This is a genomic window from Pantoea sp. F_5, from assembly GCF_008631595.1.
Classification (GTDB): domain Bacteria; phylum Pseudomonadota; class Gammaproteobacteria; order Enterobacterales; family Enterobacteriaceae; genus Pantoea; species Pantoea gossypiicola.
In genome coordinates, this window is sequence record NZ_VWUO01000003.1 from 210,922 (window position 1) to 225,690 (window position 14,769).

Below are 14,769 nucleotides of genomic sequence, written 5' to 3' on the forward strand. Positions count from 1 at the left end.
GTTTCGCTTTAAAAACATTGCCTTGCGTGCTTTTAATTACTGATTTTGCGCTATACCTGGTGTTCAGGACAGAAGACTTAGGAGACCATAATGGCAAAATCATTAGATCAAACCGCTGAGCAACTGGGTAACATTTTACTCTCCTCCGGACTTCATCTGACGACCGCCGAATCCTGTACCGCCGGGCTGATCAGCATGACACTGGCCGCGGTGGAAAGCAGCGGCGACTTTTATACCAGCGGCTTCGTCACCTACAGCGAAAATGCCAAAATTCGTCTGCTGGGCGTGCATCCTGATACGCTCAAACAGCACACGGCGGTGAGCGAGCAGACGGCACGTGAAATGGTACAGGGAGCCTGCGCCCGCTCAGGCGAACCGGTGGGATTATCGATTACCGGCTATGCCGGACCCGATGGTGGCGAAGATGGCACGCCTGCGGGCACTATCTGGTTTGGCTGGGTATTACCCGACGGCAGGGACGATGCGGAGTGCCATCAGTTCAGCGGTGATCCGAAATCCGTGATGGAGCAGGGCACGCAGTTCGCGCTGGAAGGGTTGATCAAACGACTGCAGCGAACCAGTCAATAAAGGCGCGCGGTACGCGCCTTTAAACGCGGGTCAGCGGCAGTCGACAATCAGACGACCCTGTACGCTGCCTTCCAGCAAGGCCTTCGCACCTTCTCTGGCTTCACTCAGCGGGATCACCCGGCTCAGTTTGCTGAGCCGATCGCTATCCAGCAGCTCGCCAAGCCGCTGCCACGCCTGCTGACGAAGCGGCTTCGGACACATCACGCTGTCGACACCCGCCAGCGTGATGCCACGCAAAATAAAAGGTGCGACGCTGGCTGGCAGGTCGAGTCCCTGCGCCATACCGCAGGCAGCCACCACGCCGTCACGCTGAATGCCGGCCAGCACGTTCGCCAGAGTGTGACTGCCGACGCTGTCTATTGCGGCGGCCCAGCGCTCTTTTGCCAGCGGTTTACCGGGATGGGAAAGCTCTTCGCGATCAATCACCGATGCCGCACCCAGCGTATCGATAAGATACGCATGGTCGCTGGCGCGACCGCTGGAGGCGATCACCTGATAGCCCAGACGCGCCAGCAGGCTGACGCTATAGCTGCCGACGCCGCCACTGGCACCGGTTACCAGCACGGGGCCATGTTCGGGCGTGATACCCTGTTTTTCCAGCGCCATGACGCAGAGCATTGCGGTCAATCCTGCTGTGCCAATGGCCATGGTTTGCAGCGGGCTAAGAGAAGCGGGCACGCGCACCAGCCAGTCGCCGCTGACGCTGGCTTTCTGCGCCAGGCCGCCCCACTGTTTTTCGCCTGCGCCCCAGCCCGTCAGCAGTGCCACATCATCCTCTTTCCAGTCGGGATGGCGGCTGGCCGTCACGCGGCCGACAAAATCGATACCTGGCACCATCGGAAACTGGCGCACAATCGGGCCTTTGTTGCAGATAGCCAGGGCATCTTTATAGTTCAGGGATGAGTAGCTGACGTCGAGTGTGACATCGTAGTCGGGCAGTTGAGATTCGGGGAGATCTTTCAGCAGGGAACGGTAACCTTGTTCGTCATTTTCAATGACCAGTGCCTTGAACATGCAGCCTCCGGCAGAGTGGGAATGAGAGGGTAAGTTTACGCCCGCGAGTGGCAATGCGGTAGGGCAATGGCCGCCTCTTCGGGTTAAGGAGGCAGCAGGCAGGGGAAAGTGCGCTGACAGCGCTAGCGAGTCACATGCATAAATCTGCATATAATTCATATAATTAGTCGTATTATTAATTTTTATGATAAATAGGCTATAAAAATCATGATGTTATGTTTTTATGGCGTGACTGAATAATTGTTTGGGGCGGGTTGTTCGTGCAGAAAAAAGATGACATTATGACCGCCACTTTTTGACCCTGTTTGTTCACCACAGAGGACGTCGCCATGTCCGGTTCACCGCGCACCTGCCCGGATTACCGTTCGCGTTTTCCGGCGCTCACCGGGTTTTCCTCTTTTCCGCACTCTCCGTTATCCACCATGCGGTGAGGCCAGCCAGGCAGCGGCTGTGGATCTGCTCTCTACACTGCAATATGCCTTCTGACGGTTAATTATTCGCCGGGGCGCTGTCCCCATAATTGTGCTTCTGGCACGTCCTCCCTGACGTTAGGGATCCTGTTATGACTCCACTGAAAATTGCTGCCAGCGCCGCTGTTGCGCCCAGCCTGACCCTGAACACCGCGCGTGACGTAGTGACGCTGGATAATACCGACTTTACGGATGTGGCGGCGGTCGTCGTCTCGCTGGCAGATACCCGCAGCGGCGTGCTGGCGCTGCTGCGTCACACCGGCTTTAATCTGCCGGTGTTTGTCGCGAATGCGTTTGAAGAAGAGGTGATGCACCTGCCCGGCGTCAGCGGTGAGCTGAATGGCGAGCCGCAAGAGTGGCTTGCGCTGGAAGCCGCTGCGCAGGCGTATGAAGCGGCGCTGCTGCCACCTTTCTTCGGGACGCTGACCCGCTATGTCGATATGCAAAACAGCACCTTTGCCTGTCCCGGACATCAGGGCGGCGCGTTCTTCAAAAAGCATCCGGCGGGCAAACAGTTCTATGACTTCTATGGCGAGAATGTTTTCCGCTCTGACATGTGCAACGCCGACGTCAAACTGGGCGATCTGCTGATCCACGAAGGCTCGGCTAAAGATGCGCAAAAGTATGCGGCAAAAGTGTTTAACGCCGACAAAACCTACTTTGTGCTCAACGGCACCTCAAGCGCTAATAAAGTGGTGACCAATGCGCTGCTGACCCGCGGCGATCTGGTGCTGTTTGACCGCAACAACCACAAATCTAACCATCATGGCGCGCTGATTCAGGCGGGCGCGACCCCGGTCTATCTGGAAGCCGCCCGTAACCCCTTCGGCTTTATTGGCGGCATTGACGCGCACTGCTTTGATGAGGCTTATCTGCGTGAGCAGATCGCGGCGGTTGCGCCCCAGCGCGCAGAAGAGGCGCGGCCTTTCCGTCTGGCGATTATCCAGCTCGGCACCTACGACGGCACGGTCTACAACGCCCGCCAGGTGGTGGATCGCATCGGTCATCTGTGTGATTACATCCTGTTTGATTCCGCGTGGCTCGGCTATGAGCAGTTCATCCCCCTGATGGAAGGCTGCTCGCCGCTGACCCTGGAGCTGAATGAAAACGATCCTGGCATTTTTGTCACGCAGTCCGTACATAAGCAGCTGGCAGGTTTTTCGCAGACTTCGCAGATTCATAAAAAAGATAACCACATTCGCGGACAGCGGCGTTTCTGCCCGCACAAGCGTCTGAATAATGCCTTTATGCTGCATGCTTCCACCAGTCCGTTTTATCCGCTGTTTGCCGCGCTGGATATCAACGCCAGAATGCATCAGGGTGAAGCAGGGCGTCGCATGTGGGATGAGTGCGTCACGCTGGGCATTCAGGCGCGTAAAGCAATCCTGGACCGCTGCGAAATGATCCTGCCGTTTGTGCCGGAGATCGTTGATGGACAGCGCTGGCAGGATGCGCCCACGGAAACGATCGCCCGCGATCTGCGCTACTTCAGCTTTGAACCGCAGGCGAAGTGGCACGGTTTTGTGGGGTACGCGCGCGATCAGTATCGGGTCGATCCCTGCAAGCTGTTGCTGACCACGGCAGGCATTGATGCGGCCAGCGGGGAATACAGTGATTTCGGGATCCCGGCAACCATTCTGGCGAATTACCTGCGTGAGAATGGCATTGTGCCGGAGAAGTGCGATCTCAATTCGATCCTGTTCCTGCTGACCCCGGCTGAAAGTCCGGAGAAGATGGCTAATCTGGTGGCGATGCTGGCGCAGTTTGAGCAGCACGTAAAAGAAGATGCGCCGCTGGCCGAAGTGCTGCCGACGATTTACCGCAAAAACGCGCAACGTTATGCCGGCTATACCCTGCGTCGCCTCTGTCAGGAGATGCACGACCTTTACGTCAGTCATAACGTCAAAGATCTGCAGCGCCTGATGTTCCGCGCCGCAGAGTTCCCGCCAATCAGCGTGAATCCGCAGGATGCGCATCAGGCGTATATTCGCGGCGAAGTGGAGCTGGTGCCTATCGCCGATGCCGCAGGCCGGGTCGCTGCGGAAGGCGCGCTGCCTTATCCACCGGGCGTGCTGTGCGTCGTGCCAGGCGAAGTCTGGGGCGGCGCAGTGCAGCGTTACTTCCTGGCACTGGAAGAGGGGCTTAATCTGCTGCCCGGCTTCTCGCCGGAGCTGCAGGGCGTTTACACCGAAGAGGATGAGCAGGGACGTAAGTGTCTGGTGGCCAATATGATGGTGGGGCGCTGATCTGAGCGGGGGCAGAGGCGGGTAGCGGCCCGCCAGGCCTTTTGTTCGCTGCGTGAACGGGCTATGAGAGGGGTTCCGTTCGCCTGGCGGCGGGGCACGCTTTGCAGCGGGCTGGCTTTGAGCAGGTTACGCCCGCCAGGCGGTCGGGAGTTTCAGGTTGTCCGTGCAGGCGGACGCGTCAAGGGGCGGACGCCCGCCCCTTAACAATCCCGGCGTCCGGCAGCCTGCGCGCCCCGCTATGCGGGGTGCCCTCGTCACGCCCTGCGGCCAGCGGACCGTCCGGACGCGCCATCCCTGGCGCGAACCGTCCTTTCGCCGACGTCCTGTCGGCTCATCCTTGCCTCCGGTTGTTCCTCAGCGCTCCGGATGCCTCTGAGAAACCCCCGCCTGTGATTTCTTTGTGTTAACTGTGGTGTTGTGTTGTCTGCTGTCCTGTAAAGCCAAAGCCAAAGCCAAAGCCAAAGCCAAAGCCAAAGCCAATCCCGGAAACGTAAAGCGATAAAGTACCCAACATAGAAATAAGAGATAACAGCAGGGGGGTGGGGAGGCCGTCAGAACCGCTGAGCGGATGAGGGATTTCAGGACGAGCGACAGGGATGTCGCGAAGAGGCGGGTTCGCGCCAGGGATGGCGCGTCCCGCTGGTCCGTGAGAAATCCGGAAGAAGCGAAGGGACCGCGAAGCGGCGGTGAAGCAGGCCGGAGCCGGGGGTCAAGGGGCGCGGCGACTGGCGCCCCTTGTCGGTCGCCAGCAGAGGCGTGTCTGAAACTGCCCAGCTGATCAGGCGAACGAAACCCTTCTCAGTGCCACCCTGCTGCAAGCGAAACCTTTTCATAGCAAGGCCGCTGCGAAGCGTGCCCCGTTCGCGCAGCGAACACCCCCCGCTTCAGCGGCTCCGATCAAAATCCCCGATAACTCTTCTGAGCCGTACTCACCTTATAAAGATAACGACGCGACTCCGCCGACGGATGCTGGTTCGCCAGGGTCGAATAAACCTTGCTGGGTGACATGCCGTTAATCATTGAGAACGCGCGATCTTTATCGCTGGAGAAAACGCGCAGTACGCTGCCTGCACCACCGTTATAGGCGGTGATCACTGCGTAGCGGCGTGACAGCGGATCCTGAATGCCGCCCAGATAGCTGCGCTGCAACAGCGACAGATAAGCTGTACCGGCATCGATGTTGTTCTCCGGATCCAGCAGATAGCTGCGGCTCGGCTTGCCCCATTTGCCCTTCATGCGGAACACGTCAACACCGGCGGTGTGCTGCACCACCTGCATCAGACCCAGCGCATCAGAGTGGCTCACGGCGTAGGGGTTGAAACTCGACTCGGTCTGCATAATCGCCAGGATCAACGAAGCGTCGACACCATACTGCTCGGCGGCTTTACGCACCATCGGCAGGTATTTGTGTGCACGCTTGTCAAGGTGGTTCGGCACCATCGGAATCGAAATGCTGTAAATCACATGCAGACCCGAGGTGCGGCGCATTAATTTATTCTGAATCAGATAGTCAGCAAAGGCTTCCGCGCGCCCCTGCCAGCGAATCGGCTGACCGGTGTTATCCAGCACCTGACCATAGAGCAGTGGCTCTTTACTGATCTCGATGTCGTTGGCGTCAGAATAGAGATCGACATTACCCGGATCTTCACCAATCAACAGGGTCGTCACGATCGCCTGACGCAGACTGGCCATCGGATCGGTGCCAGAAATTGTCTCAATGGTCAGCTTACCGCTTTCAAAGTTAATGTGGCTGCGGGTGTAATAGTTGTCGCTATATTTGACGTAATCTTTAGGTCCGGCGATCAGGACCTCATTGATACCCCAGATATTCTCAATATTGTGAGCAAACTGGCCCATCAGAATATCAAAGCCGTTGGTGTCTTTAACCCACTCCTCGTGGGATTGCTGATTCTTTGACCCGGAACAGGAAACCAAAAGTGGGGCTATCACCAGCAGGGCGATTAATTTTTTATTCATTGGGAATGCAAGCCTGACCTGGATAACCGGCCTCAGCGATGAGGCCCGGAATGTTTACGCTTCTGGCGGTGTATAGCCTTCGATATGAACGTCTTTACCTTCGAACAGGAAATTGATCATCTCCTTCTCCAGCACCTTACGATCTTCGGGATTCATCATGTTGAGCTTCTTCTCGTTGATCAACATGGTCTGTTTCGCCATCCACTTCTGCCAGGCTTCTTTGGAGATGTCGTTGTAAATGCGCTTACCCAGGTCGCCCGGATAGAGCTGAAAATCCTGACCTTCCGCGTCGCGCTGTAAAAAAGTACAAAAAATGGTGCGGCTCATTATTCTTCCTCATTAATCTCACAACTGTCCAAAGCCAGTTGTCGGGGATGGCGCAACTCGTGTAACAGGCGCTCAACGGGTGCAGCTAATCCCACAGATGGTGGCAGCGCTAAGTTATACCAGAGACCGCCTGCTTCATCCATCGCCGCCCCGGCAGAAGGCCACGACAGCCACATCGGCACGATATCAAGATGGAAATGGCTGAAGGTGTGACGAAACGCAGTAAGCTGCTGCGGTTTTGCATGGATGCCACGCGCTGCCAGCCAGTCATTCAGCGCCGCTTCGGTGGTGAACTGCGGGAAGCAGAACAGACCGCCCCACAAGCCCACAGGCGGGCGCTGCTCCAGCCAGACATCATCGCCATCCTGCATCATCAGGAACCAGCCGCTGCGCTCTGGCAGCACCTGCTTAGGCTTCTTGCCGGGATAGCTCGCCCAGTTGCTGGTGGCATAGGCCTCACATCCGCTGTTCAGCGGACAGATTTCACACTTTGGCTTCGAGCGGGTACAGACGATAGCCCCCAGATCCATCATCGCCTGATTAAACTGGCTGACGCCCTCGGCAGGCGTGACCTCTTCGCTGATCTGCCAGAGCCGTTTTTCGACCTCTTTTTTACCCGGCCAGCCGCTGACGGCATAGCAGCGGGCCAGCACGCGCTTGACGTTGCCATCCAGAATCGGGAAGTGCTGACCCAGCGACAGCGACAGGATCGCACCCGCCGTGGAGCGGCCAACGCCGGGCAGGGCAGAAACATCATCAAAATTACGCGGGAATTCGCCCTGATGAACGTCGACAATCTGCTTTGCCGCTTTATGCAGATTACGCGCACGGGCGTAGTAGCCGAGGCCGGTCCAGAGATGCAGCACCTCATCCAGCGGTGCCGCAGCGAGATCGGTGACCGTGGGGAAGCGCGCCATGAAGCGTTCAAAATAGGGAATAACCGTGGCAACCTGGGTTTGCTGTAGCATCACTTCGGAGAGCCACACCTTATAAGGTGTTTTCTCCAGCTGCCACGGCAGGGTTTTGCGACCAAAGCGCTGATACCAGTCCAGCACCTGTTGCGCGAACTGCGGCGCTTGCATCATAAGAAGGAAATTTTCCGTGTTTACTCTACACTCAGGCAGGAATTCCAGCACATGCGCACCTGGGTGTAAACCGGAAGATTGCAAAGGCTTGCTTCTGCTTATGAACTTTGCATAATGCCCGTTTCCCGGAACAGGCTAACCAGCAGGCTTTTACATGATTAATGACGTCATCACCCCAGAATTTGATGAGAACGGGCGGCCATTGCGCCGGATCCGCAGCTTTGTGCGCCGCCAGGGTCGCTTAACGAAAGGCCAGCAGCAGGCGCTGGATACCCTGTGGCCGGTCATGGGGGTGGAATATCAGCCTGAGCCTGTCGATCTGCCCGCGCTGTTTGGCCGCGAAGCTCCGGTTACGCTGGAGATTGGCTTTGGCATGGGCGCATCGCTGGTGACCATGGCGCAGAACACGCCGCATCAGAACTTCCTGGGTATTGAAGTGCATGCGCCGGGTGTAGGTGCCTGTCTCGCCGCCGCCAAAGAAGCCGATGTACAGAACCTGCGGGTGATGTGCCACGACGCCGTGGAAGTGCTGGAGAAAATGATTCCGGATAACTCGCTGCGCATGGTTCAGCTCTTCTTCCCCGACCCGTGGCATAAAGCGCGTCACAATAAACGCCGTATCGTTCAGGTGCCGTTTGCCGAACTGGTGATGCGTAAACTGAAGCCGGGCGGCGTTTTCCACATGGCGACTGACTGGGAAGCCTACGCGGAACATATGCTTGAAGTGATGAACAGCATCGATGGCTATCGCAACCAGTCAGAGCAACAGAATTACGTGCCGCGTCCTGAGACGCGTCCACTGACCAAGTTTGAGCAGCGCGGGCAGCGTTTAGGCCACGGCGTATGGGATTTAATGTTTGAGAGGGTGAAATAATGGCCACGCAACGCAGCCGCCGTTTACGTAAAAAACTGCACATTGACGAGTTTCAGGAACTGGGCTTTTCCGTTGCCTGGCGCTTCCCGGAAGGCACCAGCGAAAGCGAAATTGATGAGACGCTGAACCAGTTCATCAATGAAGCGATCGATCCTAACGGCCTGGCCTTTGATGGCAGCGGCTACCTGGTGTGGGAAGGGCTGGTTTGCCTGCAGAAAACCGGCAAATGCACCGATGAGCATCGTGCGCTGGTACGCATTTGGCTGGAAGACCGCAAGCTGCAGGATGTGCAGATGACGGAACTCTTTGACGTCTGGTGGGACTAAGTCGTCACACAGTGTCGGGCTGCGGCCCGATCGGCGGGTTTCAGACCCGATCTTAGGGAGTAGATATGATGCGTAAAGCGCTTCTTGCTGTGCTGCTGGTGGCAGCAACTCAGGCTCAGGCAGCCTACGAATGCAGCGTTAAGCCACAGGACGATGTGGTGATTAAGCCGCAGAGCGTGCAGGTGGTCGGTGCTAACGGCAATATAGAAATCTCGCCGCAGGGCGATGTACAGTTCAATGGCCAGAAAGTTTCGCTGGATATCGCTGAACGGCAGAAAGCGATCGACTATCAGAACGCGCTGCGTCGGGATCTGCCGTGGATCGACAGCGGAGCGACATCCCGTCTGGAGAAAGGACGTGCGGCACTGGATCGGGTCATCGTTGAAAAACTGGGCACTGACAGCAACGTGCGTAATCGCCTGACCACGCTGAATGGCCAGCTGAAACAGCAGATGAACCGCATCATTGAACACCGGGAAGACGGTCTGACGTTCCACCATCAGGCGATTGATCAGGTGCGCGCCGAAGGCGAAAGGCTGGTGCAGTCAACGCTGGGCGGCGTGATGCAGGATAGTCTGAATGAGATGGGCAGTAAGCAGGGCAGTGGCGGCAGTAATCCGCTGCAGGCGATTATGGGCAATCTGGGCGGTCTGCAACAGTCGATTCAGGCTGAGTGGAGTAAGCAGGAGCAGGATTTCCAGAACTTCGGACACGAAGTGTGTAATCGCGTTATTTCGCTGGAAGATCAGCGTAAACAGCTCACCCGCGCACTGAAAAAATAAGTTAACGCCTCAGCCTGCCGGGCTGAGGCGCTTTTGCTACTCTTCTGCTAAAAACAGCTCCAGCAGCGAATTCAGGAACAGCTTCCCTTTCTCCGTAATCTGCCACTGATCAGCGGTTTCAGTCACGTAACCGGCGGCAATCGCGGCATCCATTTGCGGACGGATCACCTCTTCTGATAAACCGGTGTAGCGGCTGAACTCGTCGCGCGGCGCGGCCTCCAGCAGGCGAAAGCGGTTCATGAAATATTCAAACGGCTTGTCGCTATCGGCAACCTCATACTGCTTTTCGCAGTAGTTACCCTGCATAAATCCACGCGGATGACGGGTTTTCACCGTGCGGACAATGCGACCATCCGGCTGCGTCAGCTTGCCGTGTGCGCCACAGCCAATCCCCAGATAGTCGCCAAAGCGCCAGTAATTCAGGTTGTGTTCGCAGCGATAACCCGGCTTCGCGTAGGCGGAGGTCTCATACTGCTGATAACCGGCCGCCTGCAGCAGCCGATCGCCCTGTTCGAAAATATCCCACAGTGCATCATCATCTGGCAGCACCGGCGGACGGGAACCAAACAGGGTGTTGGGTTCGATGGTGAGCTGGTACCAGGAGAGATGCGGCGGATTCAGCGCAATCGCCTGACGTAAATCATCGAGTGCCTCTTCCAGCGACTGATCGGGCAGGCCATGCATCAGGTCGAGGTTAAAGCTGCGCAGCGACAGCGACTCCGCCAGTTCGGCGGCGCGGACGGCCTCTTCCGGGCCATGAATGCGGCCCAGACGCTGCAGCTTTTGCGGACTGAAACTCTGTACACCAATCGAAATACGGTTGATACCGGCACGCTGATAAGCGCTGAACCGGTCCGCTTCCACGGTGCCAGGATTGGCTTCCATGGTCACTTCCGCATCAGGGGAGAGCGTCAGACGCGCCCGCACGCCATCCATCAGCATCTGCATCGCGCTGCTGCTCAGCAGGCTGGGCGTGCCGCCACCAATGAAAATCGTGCGCACTTCCCGGCCATTGATCAGCGGCAGGTCGATCTCCAGATCGCGCAGCAGGTGCTGCACATATTCAACGTGCGGCACCTCATCTTTCAGCGCATGGGAGTTAAAATCACAGTAGGGGCACTTCTGAACGCACCACGGAATGTGGATGTAAAGACTTAACGGCGGCAGATTAGGCATTACGCATCGCTTCCAGCAACAGCGTCAATGCTTTACCCCGGTGAGAAACCGCACCTTTTTCCGCTTTGCTCAGCCCGGCCGCGGTTTTACCCAGCGCCGGGACAAAGAAAATCGGGTCGTAACCAAAGCCGCCGTCGCCAGAGGCGGAGCGAGCGATCTCGCCCTGCCAGCTGCCGTGGAACACCAGTGGCGTCGGGTCTTCTGCATGACGCAGATAGACCAGCACGCAGTGGAACTGCGCCTGGCGCTGACCGTCAGGGACGTTCTCCAGCGCCTGCAATAGCTTCTCCAGGTTCTGCTGATCGCTCGCCTCTTCACCGGCGTAGCGCGCCGAATAGATGCCAGGCGCGCCGCCCAGCGCATCCACGGCCAGGCCGGAGTCATCGGCGATGGCCGGTAATCCGGTGATCTGTGCCGCGTGACGCGCTTTGAGAATGGCGTTCTCAATAAAGGTCAGGCCGGTCTCTTCTGCCGATTCAACCCCAAGGTCAGTCTGTGCGACGATATCCAGACCAAAGGCGGAGAGTAACTCCGCCAGTTCACGCACTTTGCCGGGATTGCCGGTTGCGAGCACAACTTTTTGCATAACAGTTCCAGTTTGATTCATTTACAGCAGATACCAGAGACCCGGGAACAGGTCCATGCCGAGAAAGTTCAGGGCATACAGCACCAGGATGACGATCATCGCAGAAAAATCGATGCCGCCCATCGCAGGCAGAATACGGCGAACAGGGGCCATCATCGGCTCGGTTAACTGCACCAGCAGATAATCGACCGGGCCACGTCCCTGGCTGATCCAGCTCATCAGAGAGCGTACGATAATGACCCAGAAGACCAGATAGCCGGCGGATTTCACCAGCGACAGCAGACCGACCAGGAGATTGGTTGGGTCAACCGAGAACACGCCCACCTGAATCAGCAGCAGAATCGGGTATTTCAGCGTGGTCAGCACAAAGGCCAGCAGCAGCGAGGCGGTATCAATTGGCCCCAGAGCCGGCAGTATGCGACGCAGCGGCTTAACAATCGGCTGTGTCACTTTTACGACAAACTGCGCCACTGGATTGTAAAAATCGCAGCGGGACCACTGCATCCAGATGCGTAACAGCAGCACCATGACGTAGAGATCGATCAGCGTTTTTACTAAAAACGTCAGTGTTAACATGAAGTTCCTCTGTTATTGTTGTGAGTTGTGCGCATAATCCCGTGCGCCAAAAATGGCGGTGCCGATACGCACCATCGTACTGCCTGCGGCGATTGCCGCCTCCATGTCATCGCTCATTCCCAGCGAAAGCGTGTCAATGCCAGCATACTGCTGTTGCAGCTGTAGGAAGGCTTCCGCCATCTGCTGACACACCGCCAGCTGCCGCTGGTAATCACTCTCCGCTGCCGGAATTGCCATCAATCCCCGCAGCCGCAGTTGCGGCAGGGCAGCGATCTGCTCCGCCAGCCCGGAAACGGCCTCCAGCATGATGCCAGATTTGCTGTTCTCGTCACTGATATTTACCTGAATTAACACATTCAGCGGTGGCAGCGAGGCGGGCCGCTGATCGTTAAGCCGCTGCGCAATGCGCTGGCGGTCAATGGTGTGACACCAGGCGAAATTTTCCGCCACCAGACGGCTTTTGTTAGACTGCAACGGGCCGATGAAGTGCCACTCCAGCTCAGGATGTGCGGCCAGTGCCTGAACCTTTTCAACCCCTTCCTGAACGTAATTTTCACCAAAGGCAATCTGGCCAGCGGTATAGGCTTCTTCGACCGCGCTCGCAGGTTTGGTTTTACTGACTGCAAGCAGGGTAATTTCTTCTGGTGCGCGGCCGCAACGCGCGGCAGCGGCGGCGATTCGCTGCCGCACTTGCTGTAGGTTTTGCTGGATTGAAGTCATAGTCAGGAGAAATTATGAATCTGGATGAAATGGTGGGGCTTAGTGTAAAGCATAATGCCGCCGATCTGCACCTTTGCAGCGGACATTTGCCCTACTGGCGGCGGCAGGGAAGGCTGGAGGCGATTCCGCAGCAGGGTCCGCTTTCTGTCGCCTGGATGGCAGAGTTTATGACCCGCTGGCTCAGTGACCCGCAGCGTCAGCAGCTGGAGCGTGCAGGGCAGCTTGATTTCGCCCTGAGCCTGAGCTGCGGCCAGCGTCTGCGTGCAAATCTGTTTATGCAGCGCAATGGCCTGTCACTGGCGCTGCGCATCATCGCCACGGCGTGCCCGACGCTGGAGAGTCTGAAACTGCCTGCCATTGTACCGACGCTGCTGGAGCAGCAGGATGGCCTGATTCTGGTGACCGGTGCGACCGGCAGCGGTAAATCAACCACGCTGGCGGCGCTGGTCGATGCGCTGAACCGTCAGCAGGCGCGTCATATCATTACGCTGGAAGATCCGATTGAATTTATTCATCACAGCCAGCAGTCGCTGATTCAGCAGCGGGAAATCGGCCTGCACTGCGATTCGTTCTCGCTGGGGATAAAGGCGGCACTGCGTGAAGATCCCGACGTCATCCTGCTGGGTGAGCTGCGCGACAGCGACACCATCCGTCAGGCGCTGACGGCAGCGGAGACTGGCCATCTGGTACTGGCGACGCTGCATACCCGTGGCGCGGCGCAGGCGGTGGATCGGCTGGTGGATGTTTTTCCGGCGGAGGAGAAGCAACTGGTGCGTACGCAACTCGCGGGCAGCCTGAAAGCAGTGATTGCGCAGCGGCTGGTGCCTTCAATTACCGGATCGCGGATCGGACTGTTTGAGGTATTGATCGCCACACCGGGTATCACGAATCTGATCCGGGAGGGCAAGATGCACCAGATCCCTGCGCTGCTGCAGACCGGCGCACAGGCCGGTATGCAGACGTTTGAGCAGAGCCGGCTGGCGCGTCAGGCAGCCGGTCTGATTGAGTAAGCAGATCAGTAATGGTTTTCGAACCAGTCCTGCAAAATGATGGCAGCAGACTGTGAATCGACCGACCCTTTGTTGAGCGCGCGATAGCCGCCGCGCTCAAACAGGCCAGCACGTGCTTCTACCGTGCTGAGTCGTTCATCCTGCAGCTCTACCCGGATGCCAAAGCGACCGTGCAGGCGGTTGGCAAATTTACGTGCGCGGTCAGTCAGCGGCTGCTCGGTGCCATCCATATTCAGTGGCAGGCCGACGACCACGAAATCGGGCTGCCACTCTTTCAGCAGCTTTTCGATCACCAGCCAGTCCGGGATGCCATCCTGCGCTTTAATTGCGGCCAGCGGACGGGCGCTGCCCGTGAGTTCCTGACCGACGGCGACACCAATACTTTTGGTGCCGAAGTCGAAACCTAACAGTGTTTGCGTTGACATCAGGCGTGTCCCGCGTCGCTGGCCATGTTGTGAATATCGACGCCAATACTGCGCGCCGCTTCGCGCCAGCGCTCTGAAATCGGCGTCTGGAACAGGATATTGCTGTTGGCTGGTGTGGTCAGCCAGGCATTTTCCATCAGCTCATTTTCCAGCTGATCTTTTTCCCATGCGCAATAGCCCAGCGCGACCAGCACATTGGTGGGCTGAGACGCAGTGCCAATGGACTCCAGCACGTCCCGGGATGTGGTGATAATGGTGTTATCTGAGACACGAATGCTGGAGGTAAAAGTGCGTTGTGCTGAGTGCAGGATAAAGCCACGATCTTCCGCCAGCGGGCCACCGGTGAAAACCGGCTTATCCAGCCTGATGGCCGGGTCGCGATCGTCAGCAGAAATTTTCAGCTTCTTCAGAATGCCTTCAACCGTCAGGTTTTCCATGGGTTTATTGATGATCAGTCCCATTGCGCCCTCTTCGTTATGTTCGCAGAGATAGACCACGGAACGTTTGAAGAAAGGATCCTGCAATGAAGGCATGGCAATCAAAAAGTGATGTTGTAAATTCATTCTCACACGATGTACCAAAAAAAT

At 57.3% G+C, this 14,769-nt stretch carries 16 protein-coding genes; 6 read left to right on the plus strand and 10 right to left on the minus strand.

The window, feature by feature from the left end; all coding sequences use genetic code 11:
• Positions 1-90: 90 nt before the first annotated feature.
• Entirely contained in the window at positions 91-588 is a 498-nt protein-coding gene (locus F3I44_RS05665) for a CinA family protein (protein WP_150015682.1), read from the plus strand.
• A 30-nt stretch (positions 589-618) separates the two neighbouring features.
• On the opposite strand, the gene F3I44_RS05670 is transcribed toward F3I44_RS05665, so the two are convergent.
• Positions 619-1,602: an MDR family oxidoreductase gene (locus tag F3I44_RS05670; protein ID WP_150015681.1), complete on the minus strand. Its 984-nt coding sequence runs from the start codon at positions 1,600-1,602 to the stop codon at positions 619-621.
• 562 nt (positions 1,603-2,164) lie between these two features.
• Here F3I44_RS05670 and F3I44_RS05675 point away from each other — a divergent pair.
• The gene (locus F3I44_RS05675) at positions 2,165-4,318 is read left to right on the plus strand and encodes an ornithine decarboxylase (RefSeq protein WP_150015680.1); all 2,154 of its coding nucleotides are present in this window, start codon (positions 2,165-2,167) and stop codon (positions 4,316-4,318) included.
• An 897-nt stretch (positions 4,319-5,215) separates the two neighbouring features.
• Here the strand turns inward: F3I44_RS05675 and mltC are convergent.
• Genes mltC through mutY form a run of 3 tightly spaced genes read right to left on the minus strand, consistent with a single transcriptional unit; the run spans position 5,216 to position 7,707 of the window.
• Positions 5,216-6,295: a membrane-bound lytic murein transglycosylase MltC gene (gene mltC, locus F3I44_RS05680; protein WP_150014226.1), complete on the minus strand. Its 1,080-nt coding sequence runs from the start codon at positions 6,293-6,295 to the stop codon at positions 5,216-5,218.
• Between the two features lie 54 nt (positions 6,296-6,349).
• The gene (locus tag F3I44_RS05685) at positions 6,350-6,622 is read right to left on the minus strand and encodes an oxidative damage protection protein (protein WP_003853409.1); all 273 of its coding nucleotides are present in this window, start codon (positions 6,620-6,622) and stop codon (positions 6,350-6,352) included.
• On the minus strand, positions 6,622-7,707 hold the full coding sequence (gene mutY / locus F3I44_RS05690; protein WP_150019341.1) for an A/G-specific adenine glycosylase: 1,086 nt from the start codon (positions 7,705-7,707) through the stop codon (positions 6,622-6,624). Before mutY ends, F3I44_RS05685 begins: the two co-directional genes overlap by 1 nt.
• Positions 7,708-7,861: 154 nt before the next feature.
• Between mutY and trmB the strand changes: the two genes are divergently transcribed.
• From trmB to F3I44_RS05705, 3 genes are all read left to right on the plus strand, one after another.
• A complete protein-coding gene (gene trmB / locus F3I44_RS05695; protein ID WP_150014222.1) occupies positions 7,862-8,581 on the plus strand; it encodes a tRNA (guanosine(46)-N7)-methyltransferase TrmB in 720 nt (239 codons plus the stop codon).
• A complete protein-coding gene (locus F3I44_RS05700) occupies positions 8,581-8,907 on the plus strand; it encodes a YggL family protein (RefSeq protein ID WP_150014220.1) in 327 nt (108 codons plus the stop codon). Before trmB ends, F3I44_RS05700 begins: the two co-directional genes overlap by 1 nt.
• 65 nt (positions 8,908-8,972) lie before the next feature.
• Entirely contained in the window at positions 8,973-9,689 is a 717-nt protein-coding gene (locus F3I44_RS05705; RefSeq protein ID WP_150014218.1) for a DUF2884 domain-containing protein, read from the plus strand.
• A gap of 36 nt (positions 9,690-9,725) precedes the next feature.
• Here F3I44_RS05705 and hemW read toward each other — a convergent pair whose 3' ends face one another.
• Genes hemW through F3I44_RS05725 form a run of 4 tightly spaced genes read right to left on the minus strand, consistent with a single transcriptional unit; the run spans position 9,726 to position 12,747 of the window.
• Complete coding sequence (gene hemW, locus F3I44_RS05710) at positions 9,726-10,865, minus strand: radical SAM family heme chaperone HemW (protein ID WP_150014216.1); 1,140 nt, start codon at positions 10,863-10,865, stop codon at positions 9,726-9,728.
• Positions 10,858-11,451, minus strand: a complete 594-nt coding sequence (locus F3I44_RS05715; RefSeq protein WP_150014214.1) for an XTP/dITP diphosphatase — start codon at positions 11,449-11,451, stop codon at positions 10,858-10,860. The genes hemW and F3I44_RS05715 overlap by 8 nt, the downstream gene beginning before the upstream one ends.
• Positions 11,452-11,472: 21 nt before the next feature.
• Positions 11,473-12,027, minus strand: coding sequence for a YggT family protein (locus tag F3I44_RS05720; RefSeq protein ID WP_150014212.1), 555 nt, complete (start codon positions 12,025-12,027; stop codon positions 11,473-11,475).
• A 12-nt stretch (positions 12,028-12,039) separates the two neighbouring features.
• A complete protein-coding gene (locus F3I44_RS05725) occupies positions 12,040-12,747 on the minus strand; it encodes a YggS family pyridoxal phosphate-dependent enzyme (protein ID WP_150014210.1) in 708 nt (235 codons plus the stop codon).
• A gap of 14 nt (positions 12,748-12,761) precedes the next feature.
• Here F3I44_RS05725 and F3I44_RS05730 point away from each other — a divergent pair, with 14 nt between their 5' ends.
• Positions 12,762-13,757: a type IV pilus twitching motility protein PilT gene (locus F3I44_RS05730; protein ID WP_150014208.1), complete on the plus strand. Its 996-nt coding sequence runs from the start codon at positions 12,762-12,764 to the stop codon at positions 13,755-13,757.
• A 5-nt stretch (positions 13,758-13,762) separates the two neighbouring features.
• On the opposite strand, the gene ruvX is transcribed toward F3I44_RS05730, so the two are convergent.
• Positions 13,763-14,182: a Holliday junction resolvase RuvX gene (ruvX, locus tag F3I44_RS05735; RefSeq protein WP_150014206.1), complete on the minus strand. Its 420-nt coding sequence runs from the start codon at positions 14,180-14,182 to the stop codon at positions 13,763-13,765.
• On the minus strand, positions 14,182-14,745 hold the full coding sequence (locus F3I44_RS05740) for a YqgE/AlgH family protein (RefSeq protein WP_013358975.1): 564 nt from the start codon (positions 14,743-14,745) through the stop codon (positions 14,182-14,184). Before F3I44_RS05740 ends, ruvX begins: the two co-directional genes overlap by 1 nt.
• Positions 14,746-14,769: the final 24 nt, after the last annotated feature.